Source organism: Streptomyces mutomycini, from assembly GCF_001700505.1.
GTDB classification, from domain to species: domain Bacteria; phylum Actinomycetota; class Actinomycetes; order Streptomycetales; family Streptomycetaceae; genus Streptomyces; species Streptomyces mutomycini.
This window is the reverse complement of the sequence record NZ_MAPV01000066.1, coordinates 1-18001: the sequence shown is the minus strand read 5'-3', so window position 1 is coordinate 18001 and position 18001 is coordinate 1. Positions and strand designations below refer to the sequence as shown.

Here is an 18001-nt window from a genome sequence, read left to right as displayed (position 1 = left end):
CTCGTATCCATGACGACTGACGCACCCCTCCCCTCCCCAGGGCGCGAGATCGAGACCCTCGACGCGCTCACCCCCGAGCAGGCCGACGCCGTCCTCGCCCTCCTCGGCGAGGCCGCCGGGACCGATGGCCGGCAGGCCGTCTCCGAGCAGGGGCGGCTGCAGTTGAGGGGCGGGCACCGCGAGAGCGTCCGGCATTTCCTGCTCACCGTCGACGGCGTTCTGGCCGGATACGCGCAGCTGGAGGACACCGACCCCGTGGAGGCCCCTGCCGCCGAGCTGGTCGTGGCCCCCGCCCACCGGGGCCGTGGACACGGCCGGGCCCTGGGTGCCGCACTCCTCGCCGCGACCGGGAAGCGGCTGCGGGTCTGGGCGCACGGCGGCAAGTCGGCCGCCCGGCACCTCGCGCAGGTACTCGGCCTCTCCCTCTTCCGTGAGCTGCGCCAGCTGCGCCGCCCACTGGACACCCTCGACATCGCCGAGCCGGCCCTTCCGCCGGGCGTCACCGTCCGCACCTTCGTGCCGGGGCAGGACGACGCGGCCTGGCTCACCGTCAACAGTGCCGCGTTCGCCCATCATCCCGAGCAGGGTTCGCTCACCCAGCGGGACCTGGACGACCGCAAGTCCGAGCCCTGGTTCGACCCGAAGGGCTTCTTCCTGGCCGAGCGCGACGGAGAGATCATCGGCTTCCACTGGACGAAGGTGCACGCGGAGGAGGAGCTGGGCGAGGTCTACGTCGTGGGCATCAGGCCCGACGCCCAGGGCGGCGGCCTCGGCAAGGCGCTCACCGCGATCGGACTGCGGTATCTGGCCTCCCGGGGACTCCCGACGGCCATGCTCTATGTCGACGCCGACAACCTGGCGGCACTGTCCGTCTACGAACGGATGGGCTTCGCCACCCACGAGGTCGACCTGATGTACCGCACGGAATCCTGACCACGCTCAACACACCCAGGGGCGGCGTCACTTGACGCCGCCCCTGTTTTACACCACCCTTTCACTACTCAACTAGTGAAAGGGTGGTGCACATGGCAGAGTCCGCAGCGGTCGAATTCCGCATCGACCGGCGCAGCGGCGTCGCCACCTACCTCCAGATCGTGCAGCAGACCAAGCAGGCGCTCCGCCTCGGTGTGCTGGAGCCGGGCGACCGGCTGCCCACGGCCCGCGAGGTCGTCGAGGCCACGGCGATCAATCCGAACACCGTGCTCAAGGCCTACCGCGAACTGGAACGCGAAGGGCTCGTCGAGGCCCGCCGCGGTCTCGGCACCTTCGTCCGCCGGACCCTCGGCAGCGCGGCGGTCACCACCGACCCGCCCCTGCGCGCCGAGCTGTCCGAATGGACCCGCAGGGCCCGCGCCGCCGGCCTGGACAGGGACGACGTGAGCGCGCTCTTCACCGACGTACTGAACAGCACATTCAAGGGGGACCAGCACTCATGACAGGTGCCGCGATCGAGGCGAACGGCCTCGGTATGACCTATGGGCGAAAGCGCGGGTGGGCATTGCGCGACTGCTCGTTCCGGCTGCCCACGGGACGGATATGCGCTCTCGTCGGACCCAACGGCGCCGGGAAGTCCACCCTGCTGTCCCTCGCCGCAGGCCTGCTCCGGCCCGCCGAGGGGTCGGTGCGGGTGCTCGGCTCGACACCCGCCGAGGCCCGTCCCCGCATCGCGTACGTCTCGCAGGACAAGCCGCTGTACCCGCAGCTCACCGTCGCCGACACCCTGTGGGCCGGTGCCCAGCTCAACCCCGCCTCCTGGGACCGCGCGGCCGCGGACCGGATCGCCGGCGTGCTTCCCCAGGACGCCAAGGTCCGGACCCTCTCGGGCGGTCAGCGCACCCGCCTGGCCCTGGCGCTCGCCCTCGGCAAGCGGCCCGAACTGATGCTGCTGGACGAGCCGATGGCCGACCTCGACCCGCTCGCCCGTCACCAGCTGATGGGCGTCCTGATGGCCGAGGCCGCCGAACACGGCACCACCATCGTGATGTCCTCGCACATCCTGACCGAGCTGGAGGGCGCCTGCGACTACCTCCTGCTCGTCGACGGCGGCCGCGTCCGGCTCGGCGGCGAGAGCGACGACATCGTCGCCGCGCACTCCGTCCTCACCGGCCAGGCCCGCGACCTCGCCCCGCACACGGTCGTCGAATCCCGTACGACGGGACGTCAGCTCACCGCGCTCGTACGGAGGGAAGGCCCGGTGGACGACACCGCCTGGGACGTCAAGGAACCCTCCCTGGAGGAGCTGCTCCTGGCCCACCTCCGCTCCCCCGAAGCCCCTGCCCTGCTCACACCGAGCGCGCACGCCCGGGAGGAGGTGGCCACGGCATGAGCGTCCTCACCCCCGCACCCGCCCGCGACTCCCTGCGCGGACCGGCCCGGGTCGTGCTGCGGCAGCACCGGCTGCTCCTGCGGATCGCCGGCGGGCTCGCCCTGGCCACACTTATCGGACTGGTCGCCCTCGCCCTGCGGTCGTCCCACGTCGCCGAGGTCTTCGAGGCGAGCGGCTGCCCGGTGGACGGCTCCGACGGTAACCGGCCTTGCATGCAGACGGCCCGGAACTACCTGGACAGCATGTCCTTCTACCGCAGCATCTTCCAGGGCGTCGCAGCGTTCCTGACCGTCCTGCCCGCACTCTTCAGCGCGTTCGTCGCTGGCCCGCTGATCGCCAGGGAGTTCGAGACCGGCACCTTCAGACTGTCCTGGACCCAGTCGGTGTCACCCACGCGCTGGCTGACCGCCAAGCTGGCCGTGCCCACCGTGCTGGTGCTGGCCGGTACGGCCGTGCTGGCATCCGCCCTCCGGTGGACGAGCTCCCGCACGGCGAACCCCTACCCGGCCGAGTGGCACAGCTGGCCGCTGTTCGCCACCACGGGCACTGTGCCGTTCGCCTCCCTCCTGTCCGGACTGTGCCTCGGGACGCTCGCCGGCCTGCTGATACGCCGCACCGTCCCCGCACTGGCCGTCTCCGCGTTCGCAACAGGAGCGGTGATCACGGCCTCCGCGTACTTCCGCCGCGAACTGTGGCCGACGCGCACGATTACCGGCCGGTCCCTGGACGTCCGCTCGAACATCTGGTGGGTGGAATCGGGCCCCGTCAACAGCAGCGGTGAGCGGCTGCCACCCGATCTCTGCTCGCCTGCCGGGTCCCACGGGGAGTGGCTCCGGTGCATGGCGGACCACGACGTCACCAGCCAGTACCTCGACTACCACCCCGCCTCCCATTTCTGGCCCATCCAGCTCGTCGAGACCGGCATCCTGCTCGCCCTCGCCGCCCTGGCCCTCGCACTCGCCTTCCGGGTGCTGCGCCGCCGCACCGGCTGAGAGCCGCCCCTGTCCGGGCCCCGGGGGGGAGCCCGGACAGGAGGTTCACCCACGGTGAAGAGGGACGGCACCGCAGTCACACCGCTTCCTGTACGTCATGTCGCCGTTACCGGCCATTCAGACGGGCTTGCGACCCTCACGGGATGCAGCCAGCTGTGCCCACCCCCCGCAACGGGAGAGGCCCCGGTCCAGGGCCCACTTCCGCTTCTTCTGCGATCTTTACGGGCTCCGACGCGCCTGAGGAGCCGAACGCGCGGAAGAATAGGTCCATGAGCCAGCAGCCCAGCTCCGAGGTCCCGGTCCAGCCCACCCAGCCGTCGGTCGGCTCCCTCGCCGCCCACCGGCCGAACGCCGTCGCGGGCTCGGTGCCCTCAGGCCTGTCCACAGCCGCCGACCTGGACCCCGATCTGGACAACGACGCGGACGCCTACGAGCCCGATTCAGCCGGCGACGAGCTGCCCCAGGGCCGTTTCCTCGACCGGGAGCGCAGTTGGCTCGCGTTCAACGAACGCGTTCTGGAACTGGCCGAGGACCCCACCACACCGCTACTCGAACGGGCTAATTTCCTCGCCATCTTCGCCTCGAACCTGGACGAGTTCTTCATGGTCCGGGTCGCCGGGCTCAAGCGCCGTATCGCGACCGGCGTCGCCACCCGCTCCGCGTCCGGGCTCCAGCCCCGCGAGGTCCTCGACCTGATCTGGACCCGCTCCCGCGAGCTCATGGCCCGCCACGCGGCCTGCTACCAGCAGGACATCGCACCCGCCCTGTCCGACGAGGGCATCCAGCTGGTCCGCTGGCCCGATCTGACCGAGAAGGAGCAGGCCCGCCTCTTCACCTTCTTCCGGCAGCGGGTCTTCCCCGTGCTGACCCCGCTGGCCGTCGACCCCGCGCACCCGTTCCCGTACATCTCCGGGCTGTCGCTGAACCTCGCCGTGGTCGTGCGCAATCCCGTCAGCGGCCACCGGCACTTCGCCCGCGTCAAGGTGCCGCCGCTGCTCACCCGCTTCCTGGAGGCGTCCCCGCAGCGGTACGTCCCGATAGAGGACATCATCGCGGCCCACCTCGAAGAGCTCTTCCCGGGCATGGAGGTCCTCGCCCACCACATGTTCCGGGTCACCAGGAACGAGGACCTGGAGGTCGAGGAGGACGACACCGAGAACCTGCTCCAGGCCCTGGAGAAGGAGCTCATGCGGCGCCGCTTCGGCCCGCCGGTGCGCCTGGAGGTCGAGGAGTCCATCGACCCGTACGTCCTGGACCTGCTCGTGCGCGAGCTGAACATCTCCGAGACCGAGCTCTACCCGCTGCCGGGCCCGCTCGACCTCACCGGGCTGTTCGGCATCGCGTCGCTGGACCGGCCCGAGCTGAAGTACCCCAAGTTCATCGCCGGCACCCACCGCGACCTCGCCGAGGTCGAGTCGGCCTCGGCGCCCGACATCTTCGCCGCCCTGCGCGAACGCGACGTGCTGCTGCACCACCCGTACGACTCCTTCTCCACCTCCGTCCAGGCCTTCCTGGAGCAGGCGGCGGGCGACCCCGACGTCCTCGCGATCAAGCAGACCCTCTACCGGACCTCGGGCGACTCGCCGATAGTGGACGCCCTGATCGACGCGGCCGAATCCGGCAAGCAGGTCCTCGTCCTCGTCGAGATCAAGGCGCGCTTCGACGAGCAGGCCAACATCAAGTGGGCCCGCAAGCTGGAGGAGTCCGGCTGCCACGTCGTCTACGGCCTCGTCGGCCTCAAGACCCACTGCAAGCTGTCTCTCGTCGTCCGGCAGGAGGGCGACACGCTGCGCCGCTACTCCCACGTCGGCACCGGCAACTACCACCCCAAGACGGCGCGGCTCTACGAGGACCTCGGCCTGCTGACCGCCGACCCGCAGGTCGGTGCCGACCTCTCCGACCTCTTCAACCGGCTCTCCGGCTACTCCCGCCGCGAGACCTACCGCCGGCTGCTGGTCGCCCCGAAGTCCCTGCGCGACGGGCTGGTCGCACGCATCAACAAGGAGATCACCCACCACCGCGCGGGCCGGCCGGCGTACGTCCGCTTCAAGGTCAACTCGATGGTCGACGAAGCGGTCATCGACGCCTGCTACCGGGCGGGCCAGGCCGGTGTGCCGGTCGACATCTGGGTACGCGGCATCTGCGCGATCCGCCCCGGGGTCAACGGCCTCTCCGAGAACATCCGGGTCCGCTCCATACTGGGCCGCTTCCTCGAACACTCCCGGGTCTTCGCCTTCGGCAACGGCGGAGAGCCCGAAGTGTGGTTCGGAAGCGCCGACATGATGCACCGTAACCTCGACCGCCGGATCGAAGCACTGGTCCGCGTCACCGACCCAGCGCATCGCGCCGCCCTCAGCAGGCTCCTGGAAACAGGCATGTCCGACACCATCACCTCCTGGCACCTGGGCCCCGACGGAAACTGGACCCGGCACTCCACGGACGCGGACGGGCAGCCGCTGAGGCACGTGCAAGAGATGCTCATCGAAGCCCGGAGGCGCCGGCGTGCGACGCCCTGACCACCAGACGACGACCCTCTCCGCGGAAGCGGTCCTCGCGCCCTACCTGCGCGAACAGGCCGCCTCCTTCCTACGGGGCCTGCGGCTGCACCGCGAGCACAGTGCCCCGGCGGACGCGGGGACGCAGAGCGCCGACGAGGCCGCCCGCGCGCTGCGCCGCTCGGCACGCCGGATCAGCGGCACGCTGCACACCTTCCGGGGAACACTCGAACCGGCCTGGGCCGACCAGCTCCGCGCGGAGCTGGCCTGGCTCTCCGGAACCCTCGCCCGCGAACACGCCTACGCCACCAGGCTCGCCCGGCTCCTGGAGGCGCTGCACCAGCTCTCCGGTGCCTCACTCCCGGCGGCCCGTTCCGCGGAGACCGGTGCGGACGGGAGCGACAAGGAGCGGGCGGCACTCGGCGTCGGCGCCGCCCGGGCCGGAGCACTCCTGGAACGCCGGCTGACCCTCGCCAGGACCCGCGCCCACTCGGCGGCGCTCCAGGCGCTCGGCTCCTCGCGCTTCCACGCCGTCGCCGACGCCGTCGCACTGCTCGCCTCAGAGGTCCCCCTGTCCACCGCGGCCGCCGAACCGGCGGAAAGGGTGCTGCACGCCCCGGCCGCACTGGCCGAGCAGCGGATGCTGGACGCGGTGGCCGCGCTCCCGCCCGACGAGGCGATGGAGCCGTACAACGAGGCCCAGGACGCGCTCTGGCACCAGGCCCGGCTGCTGCTGCGGCTGCACCGGTACGCCCACGAGATGCTGCGCGGCACCCCCGACCCCGCCCTCGCCGGCCCGGGACACGCGCTGGACCTGCACCGTGACGCGGCCGAGGCCGCCGCAGCGGCAGCGGCCGCGGCACGCACCCCGCGCATCGCCCCGACGACGGCGTACGCCCTGGGGGTGCTCCACGCCGACCAGCGGCACGAGGTGGAAGCGGCACGCAGCGTGTTCCGGGAGAACTGGCCCTACGCGGCAGCCGTGACCGTGCCATGAGTGATCTCGTCCTGGCGGCGGGCTGCGTGCTCTGGCGCAGGTCCCCGGACGGCGGAGGCCTGGAGATCTGCCTGGTCCACAGGCCCCGCTACGACGACTGGTCGTATCCCAAGGGCAAGCTGAAGCGCGGAGAAACAGCGCTGGAGGCCGCCCTGCGCGAGGTCCTGGAGGAGACGGGCCACCACTGCCTGCCGGGCACCGCCCTGCCGACGGCCCGGTACACGGCGAACGGGCGCCCCAAAGAGGTCAGCTACTGGGCGGCGGAGGTGACGGACGGCGCGTTCGTCCCCAGCAACGAGGTCGACCGGCTGGCATGGCTGTCCCCCGCCGCCGCCCGGGCCCGCCTGAGCCGCCCGGGCGACCGCATCCAGCTGGACACCTTCCTGCGCACCGGTCCGGCGAATTCAGGCCCTTCCTGCGATTGAGGGCGGAACACCGCGGCCCCTGGCCGGGAGCAGCACACGCGGGTTCAACGCCCCGGGGCCACGGTCCCGGGGCCCCTCGTCACGCCGCGTAGCACGCAGAACCAGCCCGCCCCACACGGTTCACCTGCCGTTCACTCTGCCCCGTAGGCCGCTTCACCTCTTCTGCCTAATTTCGGACGTACACGGTGCACGGCGCCAAGCCACCGCACCATCTCATCGCACGCCGCCCGCCCCACCAGTCGCGGCGGCTCCTGGAAGGAACACCCCGAAAGTGAAGCTTCAGCGCAAGAACCGGCTTCGTGCCACCGCGCTCGGTGCCCTCGCCGTCTCCGGCGCCCTGGTCCTCACGGCGTGCGGTTCGGACGACAACACCGGCACCGGCGCGGACGGCGGCAAGACGAGTGCCGCCGCGTCGAACATCAAGTGCGACGGCGCGAAGGGCCAGCTGCGTGCTTCCGGGTCCAGCGCCCAGAAGAACGCGATGGACCTCTGGGTCAAGAACTACATGGCCGCCTGCCCCGGCGTGGAGGTCAACTACAGCTCCTCCTCCTCCGGTGAGGGCATCGTCGCGTTCAACCAGGGCACCGTGGGCTTCGCCGGCTCCGACTCCGCCCTGAAGCCCGAAGAGGTCGCCGAGTCGAAGAAGATCTGCAAGACCGGCCAGGGCATCAACCTCCCGATGGTCGGCGGTCCGGTCGCGGTCGGCTTCCACCTGGAGGGCGTCGACAAGCTCACGCTGGACGCCTCCACCCTCGCCAAGATCTTCGACACCAAGATCAAGAAGTGGAACGACCCGGCGATCGCCAAGCTCAACGAGGGCGTCAAGCTGCCGGACAAGCCCATCCAGGCCTTCCACCGCTCCGAGGACTCCGGCACCACGCAGAACCTCGGCAAGTACCTGAACGCCGCGGCCCCGAGCGACTGGAAGTACGAGGCCGAGAAGAAGTGGCCGGCCCCCGGTGGCCAGGCCGCGTCCGGTTCCTCCGGCATCGCCTCCCAGGTGAAGGCCGTCGACGGTTCCATCGGTTACTTCGAGCTGTCCTACGCCGCGTCGCAGGACATCACCACCGTCGCCATCAACACCGGTGGCGCCGCCCCGGTCGAGGCCACCTCGGAGAACGCCTCCAAGGCCATCGCCGCCGCCAAGGTCAAGGGCACCGGCAAGGACCTGGCGCTCGACCTCGACTACACCACCAAGGCCGAGGGCGCCTACCCGCTCGTCCTGGTGACCTACGAGGTCGTCTGCGACACCGGCAACAAGGCCGACACCCTCGGGACGGTCAAGTCCTTCCTGAACTACACCGCCTCCGAGGACGGCCAGAAGGTCCTGACCGAGGCCGGCTACGCCCCGATCCCCGAGGCGATCAACGCCAAGGTCCGCGAGACCGTCGCCGGCCTTTCGTAACCCTCCACCGCACGACACGCACGCAGCTGCGGGCCGGTCCGGCGCACTCCTCCGGACCGGCCCCCACCGCCCGACCATCCGGTGCACCGCCGCCAGGGGAGCCTCCGCTCCCCCACACAGACCGGAAAGACCATGGCTTCCACCACACCGCTCGACATCCCACCGGCTCCGCCGGTCACGCGCGGCCGCCCCAAGTCCACCGGGCGCGCCGGCGACAAGATCTTCCTGGGCCTCTCGCGGGGCTCGGGCATCCTGCTGCTCGTGCTCATGGCGTCGATCGCCGTGTTCCTCAGCTACCGCGCCGTCATCGCGATATCGAAGGACGAGGGCAACTTCCTCACCACCTTCGACTGGAACCCGGCCGGTGACCCGCCGGTCTTCGGCATCGCGGTCCTGCTCTTCGGCACCGTCGTCAGCTCGATCATCGCGATGGTCATCGCGGTTCCGATCGCTGTCGGCATCGCCCTGTTCATCTCGCACTACGCACCGCGCAGGCTGGCAGCCCCGATCGCGTACGTCATCGACCTGCTCGCCGCGGTGCCCAGCATCGTCTACGGCATCTGGGGCGCCCTCGTCCTCGTCCCGTACCTGGAGGGCCTGAACCTCTGGCTCGACCAGTTCTTCGGCTGGACGTACCTCTTCGAGAAGACCGAGGTCGGCGTCGCCCGCTCGCTCTTCACCGTCGGCGTCCTGCTCGCGATCATGATCCTGCCGATCGTGACCAGCGTCAGCCGCGAGGTCTTCCTCCAGGTCCCGAAGATGAACGAGGAGGCCGCGCTCGCCCTCGGCGCCACGCGCTGGGAGGTCATCCGGCTCTCGGTACTGCCCTTCGGCCGCTCCGGCATCATCTCGGCCTCGATGCTCGGCCTCGGCCGCGCGCTCGGCGAGACGATGGCCGTCGCCACGGTCCTCTCGCCGAGCTTCCTCATCTCGCTGCACGTGCTCAATCCGGGCGGCGGGACCTTCGCCCAGAACATCGCGGCCAAGTTCGGTGAGGCCGACGAATTCGGACGCGACGCCCTGATCGCCTCGGGCCTCGTCCTCTTCGTCCTCACCCTGCTGGTCAACGGCGCGGCCCGGCTCATCATCGCCCGCCGCAAGGAGTACTCGGGGGCCAACGCATGACCCACGCCACCACCACCACCGAAGTCCAGGACGAGCGTCCGCAGACCTCGCCGGAACCCCGCAAGGGCGGCCTCAGCAGCCGCAGCCTCCCCCGGTGGGCCCCGCTCGGCTTCGCCGTCGTGGCGACCGCACTCGGCGTGGGGATCTCCCTGGCGGCCGGCTGGCACAGCCGCGTCCAGTGGGGCCTGATCTCCGCCCTGCTCTTCCTGACCATCTCGTACGTCGCGACGACCGCGGTCGAGAACAAGCGCCAGGCCAAGGACCGCCTCGCCACCAGCATCGTCTGGGTGTGCTTCCTCGTGGCCGTCGTGCCGCTGGCCTCCCTGCTCTGGACCACGATCAGCCGCGGCTCCGAGCGCCTCGACGGCTACTTCCTCACGCACTCGATGGCCGGGGTCCTGGGCTCCGAGGACAGTGGCGGTGTCTACCACGCGCTGATCGGCACCCTGGAACAGGTCGGGATCGCCACCGTGATCTCCGCCCCTCTCGGACTGCTGACCGCGGTCTACCTGGTCGAGTACGGCAAGGGCACGCTCGCCAAGGCCGTCACCTTCTTCGTCGACGTCATGACGGGCATCCCGTCCATCGTGGCCGGTCTCTTCATCCTGTCGATCATGCTGATCGCCAGCATCGAGCCCTCCGGCCTGATGGGTGCGCTGGCCCTGACGATCCTGATGGTCCCCGTCGTGGTCCGCTCCACCGAGGAGATGCTCAAGCTCGTCCCCAACGAGCTCCGCGAGGCCTCCCTCGCACTCGGCATCCCGAAGTGGCGCACCATCCTGAAGGTGGTCCTGCCCACCGCGATCGGCGGCATCACCACCGGCGTCATGCTCGCCATCGCACGCATCGCGGGAGAGACGGCACCGATCATCCTGCTGGTCTTCGGCAGCCAGTTGATCAACACGAACCCCTTCGAAGGCGCCCAGTCCTCGCTGCCGTTCTACATCTACGAGCAGTACAAGATCGGCGAGGCCGCGTCCTACGACCGTGCCTGGGCCGCAGCCCTGGTGCTGATCGCCTTCGTCATGATCCTCAATCTGGTGGCCCGCGGCATAGCCCGCTGGAAGGCCCCGAAGTCCGGCCGCTGAGGCCACGCAGAAAGCAGTTGATTCCACATGGCCAAGCGCATCGACATCAGCGGCCTCACCGCCTACTACGGCTCCCACAAGGCCATCGAGGACATCTCGATGACCGTGGAGCCCCGCTCCGTGACCGCCTTCATCGGCCCGTCCGGCTGCGGCAAGTCCACCTTCCTCCGCACCCTGAACCGCATGCACGAGGTCACCCCCGGTGGCCGCGTCGAGGGCAAGGTGCTGCTGGACGACGAGAACCTTTACGGCTCCGGCGTCGACCCCGTCACCGTGCGCCGCACGGTCGGCATGGTCTTCCAGCGCCCGAACCCCTTCCCGACCATGTCGATCTTCGACAACGTCGCGGCGGGACTGCGGCTGAACGGCTCCTACCGCAAGAGCCAGCTGTCGGACATCGTCGAGAAGTCACTCAAGGGCGCCAACCTCTGGAACGAGGTCAAGGACCGCCTGAACAAGCCGGGCTCCGGCCTCTCCGGCGGCCAGCAGCAGCGCCTGTGCATCGCCCGCGCGATCGCGGTCGAGCCGGACGTGCTGCTGATGGACGAGCCGTGCTCCGCGCTCGACCCGATCTCGACCCTCGCCATCGAGGACCTGATCGGCGAGCTGAAGGAGCGCTTCACGATCGTCATCGTGACGCACAACATGCAGCAGGCGGCACGCGTCTCGGACCGTACGGCCTTCTTCAACCTCTCGGCGGTCGGCAAGCCCGGCCGGCTCATCGAGATCGACGAGACGGAGCGGATCTTCTCCAACCCGTCCGTGCAGGCGACCGAGGACTACATCTCCGGCCGCTTCGGATAACCACACGCCCGGACAACAACGGCTCCGGACAACCACAGACGGCCTTGGGGTGCTGCATGGCGGTGCCACCACAAGGCAAAGGGTCCGCCCCCACTCTCCACCGGAGAGCAGGGGCGGACCCATTTACGTACGCCGGTCGCCCGGCCGTGCCCCGTCGGGGGCCGGCCGGGTCAGCCGAAGAGCAGTACGACGATCCCGTAGCTGAGCGCGGCCACCAGTGCCGCGGCCGGCATCGTGATGAACCACCCCAGGATGATGTTCTTGGCGACGCCCCAGCGGACCGCGTTCACCCGCTTCGTGGCGCCGACACCCATGATGGCCGAGGTGATCACGTGAGTCGTCGAGATCGGCGCGTGGAACAGGAACGCCGAGCCGAACATGATCGAAGCGCCGGTCGTCTCCGCGGCGAAACCCTGCGGCGGGTCCAGCTCGATGATCTTGCGGCCGAGCGTGCGCATGATGCGCCAGCCCCCCGCGTACGTCCCGAGGGACAGCATCGTCGCGCAGGCGATCTTGACCCAGATCGGGATCTCGTCGTTCGGTCCCTCGACATCGGCGATGACCAGGGCCATCACCACGATGCCCATCGTCTTCTGGGCGTCCTGCAGACCGTGACCGAGCGCCATGCCCGCCGCCGAGACCGTCTGGGCGATACGGAAGCCGCGCTTGGCCTTGTGAGGGTTGGTCTTCCGGAATATCCACATGATCCCGACCATCACCAGATAGCCGACGACCAGGCCGATGATCGGCGAGAGGAACATCGGGATGACGATCTTGGACAGCACGCCGTCCCAGTGCACCATCGTCCCGCCGGCCAGCGCGGCGCCGACCATGCCGCCGAACAGGGCGTGCGAGGACGAGGACGGCAGGCCGTAGTACCAGGTGACGAGATTCCAGATGATCGCGCCGACCAGCGCCGCGAAGAGGATTCCCATCCCCTTCTGGCCCTCGGGTGTGGCGATCAGCCCTTCACTGACGGTCTTGGCGACCCCCTGGCCCAGGAAGGCGCCTGCGAGGTTCATCACAGCGGCCATCGCCAGAGCCGCACGCGGGGTCAGCGCCCGGGTGGAGACCGAGGTGGCGATGGCGTTCGCCGAGTCGTGGAAGCCGTTCGTATACGTGAAGCCGAGCGCGACACCGATGGTCACGATCAGCGCAAAGGTGTCCACGAGGTTCAGGACTCCTTGACCGCGATGGTCTCCACGGTGTTGGCGACGTGCTCGAACGCATCAGCCGCCTCTTCCAGCACATCCACGATCTGCTTGAGCTTCAGCACGTCCATGGCTTCGTACTTGCCGTTGAAGAGCTGGGCCAGCAGCTTGCGGTGGATCTGGTCGGCCTGGTTCTCCAGGCGGTTGACCTCGATCCAGTACTCGGTGAGGTTCTCCATGGTCCGCAGACTCGGCATGGCCTCGGCGGTCAGTTCCGCCGCCCTGGCCAGGACCTCGATCTGCTGCTCGACACCCTTGGGGAGCTCGTCGATCTGGTACAGGACGACCAGGTCGACGGCCTCCTCCATGAAGTCCATGATGTCGTCGAGCGACGACGCGAGGTTGTAGATGTCCTCGCGGTCGAACGGCGTGATGAAGGAGGAGTTCAGCTGGTGGAAGATCGCGTGGGTGGCATCGTCCCCCGCGTGCTCCGCTGCCCGCATACGCTCCGCGATCTCGACTCGGGAGGCTGAATCCGCCCCGAGCAGTTCCATGAGGAGCTTCGAGCCCGTGACGATGTTGTCCGCGGATGCGGAAAACATGTCGTAGAAGCTCGTCTCCCTGGGGGTCAGACGAAAGCGCACGTGGGGTCCTCGGGGTGCTTTGGATTCGGTCAGGCTGATGCTAGGCGCATCATCCGGCCACGGCTAACCGGCGTTATTCAGTGTCGCGCATCGGGCACAGTGATCAGCACGGCCCCCCGGTCACGTTTCGGCTGGATTCGTTACGATATACCCGGCAGGGGTATGCAGACGGTACAGAACGGCACGCTCTGCGCAGGCCAAGAGGACAACGGGAGGACCACATGACCAGCACCGAGGCCACCGACGCAGCCGGTACGGAAGCGGTGGTCACCGACCACGACCGCGGTATCCACGGCTACCACCACCAGAAGGAGGAGCACCTCAAGCGTCTGCGCCGCATCGAAGGCCAGATCCGCGGGCTCCAGCGGATGGTGGGCGAGGACGTCTACTGCATCGACATACTCACCCAGGTCTCGGCGTCCACGAAGGCCCTGCAGTCCTTCGCGCTCCAGCTGCTGGAGGAGCATTTGCGCCACTGCGTCGCGGATGCGGCGCTCAAGGGCGGCGGGGAGATCGACGCGAAGGTCGAGGAAGCCACCAAGGCGATCGCCCGCCTGCTGCGTACCTGACAGCGGGCCTCGGCCGTTGTGCGCGAACCGGGAACCGCCCTCGCTCACCCGTGTCCGTGCCCGTGTCTGTGTCGTGCCGTCCGACGATGCCCCTGACGGTGTCCGTTGCCCGTGCCTCCTGACGATGCCCGTTGCCCGTCTCCGGTGTCCGGGGAAGGGCAAGGCCCTCGTCGAGGTCATGTCCGGTGGCGGGCCTGCCGGGGGATCGTCGGTGACTGCTCGGCGGCATCCGCCCCGACGTTGAGCACCTCGTCGATACGGTCGGGACTGAGCCGGTCCTCAGGTGCGTCCGCTGCCGCGATCATGAGCTCGCCGCACAGCTCGATCTCGGCGAGGGCCACACAGTCCTGAGCGCTCGGAGCGCTGAGCGTCACCACCTGCGTCACCTCTCTCTGCTGTCGCCGACTCCTGGCGCACCGGCTCCCTAGCGTAGGGAGCGGGGTACGCGCCGCGCATGGCACGGAAGGACCATTTCGGCCCCCTCCCTACGGCGTTTCCGGGCCACTCCCGCCCTGCTGGACGCGCCCCGTGTAGATGTCCGCCTCGCCCGGCAGCTCCACCGGGACCGGCACGCCGAAGCCGTAGAGCAGCATCGTCGACACCACCGCGACCGCCGGCCCTTCGGTCGCGAAGGTGAAGCGGTGGCGCACCTTGCGCAGCAGGCCCTCGTCGTCCAGATAGGCGTCGAAGGGCACCGTGTCCGTACGGAACCCTTTCGCCGCGGCGGCCAGCGCCCCGCGCGAGGAGGGCGATGCCTCAAGCGCCGCCCGCCCGAGGTCCGCGACTCCCCGGTAGTGCCGGACCACCACACCGGCCAGCTCCGTACGTCCGACGTAGGTCACATCGCCCGTGCCCCGCAGCAGCTCGGCGGCGGCAGTCGGATCGGTCACACCACCGGTGACCAGATTGCCGTCCTCCAGAGCCGTCGTGTCGATACGAACCCATTTGTCGTCGGGCACCCCGGCACCACGGTTCTTCATGAAGAGCGCACCTGGTGCCAGCAGTTCCGTGATCGGCCGGTGCTCGTCGGCCCCGGCGGCGTCCTTCGGCAGGACGACCTTGATCCGGCCCAGCTGCTTGCGGAAGTCGTACGCCCCCTGCCCCCGGATCGTCACCCGTGTCCCGCCGGCCGCGGTCTCCATCGACGTACGCGTCTCGGCGCTGCCCGCGGCGGCCAGCTCCTCGGCCGCCCGCCGGACCACGGTGACCGGGGCGTCGGCGCCGCGGGCGTCGGCCACGGTCTGCCGGCCGGTCCCGTCACCGCCGCCCTCACCGTCGCCCGGGCCCGTACCGGCGCAGCCGGTGCCCACCGCCAGCACACCGGCCACGGCCAGACAGCACACAGCCAGTGCCCCGCCTCCGCACCTCTGCTGCTGCACCACCATCGCCTGCCAACCCCCAACGACGTACACCTGACCGAGTTCCCGCCCGCTTCGCCTAACGACGGCCGGGGCACCTCGTCACGCCACAGGGCCCCTTCCGGACACCGATCGGCCCACTCGCTGACCGCCGGACAGCGTCCCCGGTACCGTGGACGCGTGCATCAGGACCCCTCGGACTCCCCCGTCCACAGCCCCGGCCCGGCACACAGCACCACGACCGTCGAACGGGGCTCGTTCTGTCTGGCCCGGTGCAGCTGCGGCTGGTCGGGCGCCGCGCGAAGGTCCCGCGACCGGGCCCGTACCGATGCGGAGGAACACCGCACCGCCCTGGACCGCTGAGCCGGGGGCCCCTCGCGGAAGGCACCGGCGGACCGGCGCCCGGCAGGCACGTCCGCACGTGGACCTGTACCCGGACATGCGTGAGGGGTGCCCCTCGTGGGACACCCCTCACATCGTCGAACCCGTCGTGCCTAAGCGGCGAGATCCCTCTCGCCCGGCGCAACGCCGCGGCCGGAGCCCGTACTCGGCTCGGGGACGCCGCGCGACTCGCTCCGGTCGTCGGCCGTGGTTCCGGCCCCGCCCGAGCGGACGAGCCGGCCGAGCACCCCGGCGCGGGCAACCGCGCCCACCAGAGGCGTCAGCAGCATCATCGCGAGCGGAGCGAGCAGCAGAGCCACGGCAGTACCGAGAGCGAAGCCGCCGATCACGTCGGTCGGATAGTGCACGCCCATGTAGACGCGGCAGAAGCCCTCCAGGAGGGCCAGCGCGATGGCCACCAGGCCGAACTTCCTGTTGGCCACGAACAGCCCCACCGCGATCGCCATCGCCATCGTCGCGTGGTCACTGACGAACGAGAAGTCAGTCTTGCCCTTCACCAGGACTTCGAGCCCCTTGTGGTCGAGGAACGGACGCGGCCGCTCCACGAAACCCCGGATCGGGATGTTGATGAGCAACGCGATCCCGGCGGCGAGAGGCGCCCACACCAGCCCGGCGACCGCCGTGACCGAGTCCTCGGTCGTCCCGCGTCGGCGTACGCTCCACCAGCACCACAGGACCGCCAGGACCATGGCGAGCATGATCCCGAACTCACCGACGAACTCCATGACCCGGTCGAACCAGGTCGGAGCGGACTTCGCCAGCCCATTGATGTCGTAGAGCAGGCTGACATCGGGGTTCGACCCATCGAGTGCGAGTCCAGCCATCTGCCGCGGCCCCTTGCCTTGTCTGCTGCTGCTGCGACGCACAACGGCGTGCGTCGCCTTGGTCTGACCCCCGTGGTCGGTGCGGATTCAGTGCCGCGCCACGCCATGATGCCGTCACGCCGGACTGGTCTGGGCAGTCACGCATGGTCATGTGCGCATGCTGTCCCAGTCCAGGGAACGGCCTGTCAGGCGCGTACGTTCCGTTCTCCACCGAATGATCACCATGACGTTATCGAAGAGTGACTCATCGTCGCAGCTCAGGGCCCGGGCTTCACGGAGAGTTCCGGCCACGGCCGACTGCCCGTCAGCTTTCCGGGAGTGCGGTCGGGAGCGCCGCGGCCCCGTCCTTCGTGACCCTTGTCGCACCGAAGTAATCAGGCGTGTCGATCTTGTCGAAACGGATCACGGAGCCGGTGTAAGGCGCGTTGATCATGTACCCACCGCCGACGTAGAGGCCCACATGCCGGATGGCCCGCGAGTTGTTCAGATCGTCCGAAAAGAACACCAGGTCGCCGGGGAGGAGCTCGTCCCTGGAGGGGTGCGGACCGGCGTTGTACTGGTCATTGGCCACCCGGGGCAGCTCGATGTCGACCGTGCGGTACGCGGCCTGGGTCAGCCCGGAACAGTCGAACCTGCCGCCCTGGTCGGCCGTACCGTTCCCACCCCAGAGATACGGGGTGCCGAGCTTCTTCTGCGCGAAGTAGATCGCCCCGGCCGCCTGTTGTGACGGCTGAACCCGGCCGACCGGCTTGGCGAAGCTCTTCTCCAGAGACCGGATGATCTTGACGTAGTTCTGCGTCTCACTGATCGAGGGGACCCCGCCCGACTGGATCACCCGGTAGGCGCCCGCGTTGTAGGCGGCGAGCATGTTGTCGGTGGGGTCGCCCGGCACCTTCTTGACGTACCCGGCGAGCTCGCAGTCGTAGGACGCGGCGGACGGAATCGCGTCGGCCGGGTCCCAGACGTCGCGGTCCCCGTCCTTGTCCCCGTCAATACCGTGCGAGGCCCAGGTACCGGGGATGAACTGGGCGATGCCCTGCGCGGCGGCATGGCTCTGGGCGCGCGGATTCCAGCCACTCTCCTGGTACAACTGCGCTGCCAGGAGTGCCGGATTGATGGCGGGGCAGAGGGTGCCCCACTTCTCCACCAGAGGCTGATACCGCGCAGGCACAGCCCCCTTGGCCAGCCCGACGGCCCCACTCGCCCCGGAGATCCCGGCGGCGGCGGAGTACGTACCGACGACGAGCAGGGCGATGAAGCACAGGCCCAGCCCGATCCCACCGCCGACGAACACCCAGTATTTCCGCACCCCCCAACCATCCCCCATTCGGGCGGGGTTCACGACGCGATTCGCTGGTGTGTACGGGTGGATGGGGGCATGAGGGGGCGTCAGGGG

19 protein-coding genes are annotated in these 18001 nt (G+C 69.5%); 13 read left to right on the top strand and 6 right to left on the bottom strand.

The window, feature by feature from the left end:
- Positions 1 to 9 precede the first annotated feature (9 nt).
- The 11 genes from mshD to pstB all read left to right on the top strand — a co-directional run bounded on the left by mshD (position 10) and on the right by pstB (position 11657).
- A complete protein-coding gene (gene mshD / locus BFF76_RS10825; protein ID WP_065848090.1) occupies positions 10 to 933 on the top strand; it encodes a mycothiol synthase in 924 nt (307 codons plus the stop codon).
- A 92-nt stretch (positions 934 to 1025) separates the two neighbouring features.
- The gene (locus BFF76_RS10820; protein WP_031093577.1) at positions 1026 to 1436 is read left to right on the top strand and encodes a GntR family transcriptional regulator; all 411 of its coding nucleotides are present in this window, start codon (positions 1026 to 1028) and stop codon (positions 1434 to 1436) included.
- The gene (locus BFF76_RS10815) at positions 1334 to 2326 is read left to right on the top strand and encodes an ABC transporter ATP-binding protein (RefSeq protein ID WP_420877208.1); all 993 of its coding nucleotides are present in this window, start codon (positions 1334 to 1336) and stop codon (positions 2324 to 2326) included. Before BFF76_RS10820 ends, BFF76_RS10815 begins: the two co-directional genes overlap by 103 nt.
- A complete protein-coding gene (locus BFF76_RS10810; RefSeq protein ID WP_065848088.1) occupies positions 2323 to 3318 on the top strand; it encodes an ABC transporter permease in 996 nt (331 codons plus the stop codon). The genes BFF76_RS10815 and BFF76_RS10810 overlap by 4 nt, the downstream gene beginning before the upstream one ends.
- A gap of 269 nt (positions 3319 to 3587) precedes the next feature.
- Positions 3588 to 5834, top strand: coding sequence for an RNA degradosome polyphosphate kinase (locus BFF76_RS10805; RefSeq protein ID WP_031093583.1), 2247 nt, complete (start codon positions 3588 to 3590; stop codon positions 5832 to 5834).
- Positions 5821 to 6810, top strand: coding sequence for a CHAD domain-containing protein (locus BFF76_RS10800; protein WP_053930694.1), 990 nt, complete (start codon positions 5821 to 5823; stop codon positions 6808 to 6810). Before BFF76_RS10805 ends, BFF76_RS10800 begins: the two co-directional genes overlap by 14 nt.
- Positions 6807 to 7235: an NUDIX hydrolase gene (locus BFF76_RS10795; RefSeq protein ID WP_065848087.1), complete on the top strand. Its 429-nt coding sequence runs from the start codon at positions 6807 to 6809 to the stop codon at positions 7233 to 7235. The genes BFF76_RS10800 and BFF76_RS10795 overlap by 4 nt, the downstream gene beginning before the upstream one ends.
- Before the next feature lie 271 nt (positions 7236 to 7506).
- On the top strand, positions 7507 to 8640 hold the full coding sequence (pstS, locus tag BFF76_RS10790) for a phosphate ABC transporter substrate-binding protein PstS (protein WP_031093586.1): 1134 nt from the start codon (positions 7507 to 7509) through the stop codon (positions 8638 to 8640).
- A gap of 132 nt (positions 8641 to 8772) precedes the next feature.
- The gene (gene pstC / locus BFF76_RS10785) at positions 8773 to 9765 is read left to right on the top strand and encodes a phosphate ABC transporter permease subunit PstC (RefSeq protein WP_031093587.1); all 993 of its coding nucleotides are present in this window, start codon (positions 8773 to 8775) and stop codon (positions 9763 to 9765) included.
- Positions 9762 to 10853: a phosphate ABC transporter permease PstA gene (pstA, locus tag BFF76_RS10780; RefSeq protein WP_065848086.1), complete on the top strand. Its 1092-nt coding sequence runs from the start codon at positions 9762 to 9764 to the stop codon at positions 10851 to 10853. Before pstC ends, pstA begins: the two co-directional genes overlap by 4 nt.
- 27 nt (positions 10854 to 10880) lie before the next feature.
- The gene (pstB, locus tag BFF76_RS10775; protein WP_031093589.1) at positions 10881 to 11657 is read left to right on the top strand and encodes a phosphate ABC transporter ATP-binding protein PstB; all 777 of its coding nucleotides are present in this window, start codon (positions 10881 to 10883) and stop codon (positions 11655 to 11657) included.
- Positions 11658 to 11827: 170 nt separating this feature from the next.
- Here the strand turns inward: pstB and BFF76_RS10770 are convergent, their stop codons facing one another.
- Together BFF76_RS10770 and BFF76_RS10765 are read right to left on the bottom strand one after the other, a co-directional pair.
- Positions 11828 to 12826, bottom strand: a complete 999-nt coding sequence (locus BFF76_RS10770; protein ID WP_031093590.1) for an inorganic phosphate transporter — start codon at positions 12824 to 12826, stop codon at positions 11828 to 11830.
- Between the two features lie 5 nt (positions 12827 to 12831).
- Complete coding sequence (locus BFF76_RS10765; protein WP_031093591.1) at positions 12832 to 13452, bottom strand: DUF47 domain-containing protein; 621 nt, start codon at positions 13450 to 13452, stop codon at positions 12832 to 12834.
- A gap of 221 nt (positions 13453 to 13673) precedes the next feature.
- Here BFF76_RS10765 and BFF76_RS10760 point away from each other — a divergent pair, with 221 nt between their 5' ends.
- Positions 13674 to 14021 carry a metal-sensitive transcriptional regulator gene (locus BFF76_RS10760; protein WP_031093597.1) on the top strand — a complete coding sequence of 116 codons (348 nt, stop codon included), beginning with the start codon at positions 13674 to 13676 and terminating at the stop codon, positions 14019 to 14021.
- A 176-nt stretch (positions 14022 to 14197) separates the two neighbouring features.
- On the opposite strand, the gene BFF76_RS10755 is transcribed toward BFF76_RS10760, so the two are convergent.
- Positions 14198 to 14407: a hypothetical protein gene (locus BFF76_RS10755; RefSeq protein WP_031093599.1), complete on the bottom strand. Its 210-nt coding sequence runs from the start codon at positions 14405 to 14407 to the stop codon at positions 14198 to 14200.
- A gap of 99 nt (positions 14408 to 14506) precedes the next feature.
- Positions 14507 to 15406 (bottom strand): SCO4651 family lipoprotein, encoded by a 900-nt coding sequence (locus tag BFF76_RS10750; protein WP_065848085.1) that lies wholly within the window; start codon positions 15404 to 15406, stop codon positions 14507 to 14509.
- A gap of 153 nt (positions 15407 to 15559) precedes the next feature.
- Here BFF76_RS10750 and BFF76_RS31220 point away from each other — a divergent pair, with 153 nt between their 5' ends.
- On the top strand, positions 15560 to 15742 hold the full coding sequence (locus tag BFF76_RS31220) for a hypothetical protein (RefSeq protein WP_053930697.1): 183 nt from the start codon (positions 15560 to 15562) through the stop codon (positions 15740 to 15742).
- Between the two features lie 131 nt (positions 15743 to 15873).
- Here the strand turns inward: BFF76_RS31220 and BFF76_RS10745 are convergent, their stop codons facing one another.
- Positions 15874 to 16605 carry a phosphatase PAP2 family protein gene (locus tag BFF76_RS10745; protein WP_031093603.1) on the bottom strand — a complete coding sequence of 244 codons (732 nt, stop codon included), beginning with the start codon at positions 16603 to 16605 and terminating at the stop codon, positions 15874 to 15876.
- A gap of 304 nt (positions 16606 to 16909) precedes the next feature.
- Positions 16910 to 17899, bottom strand: a complete 990-nt coding sequence (locus tag BFF76_RS10740) for a C40 family peptidase (protein WP_031093605.1) — start codon at positions 17897 to 17899, stop codon at positions 16910 to 16912.
- Positions 17900 to 18001: the final 102 nt, after the last annotated feature.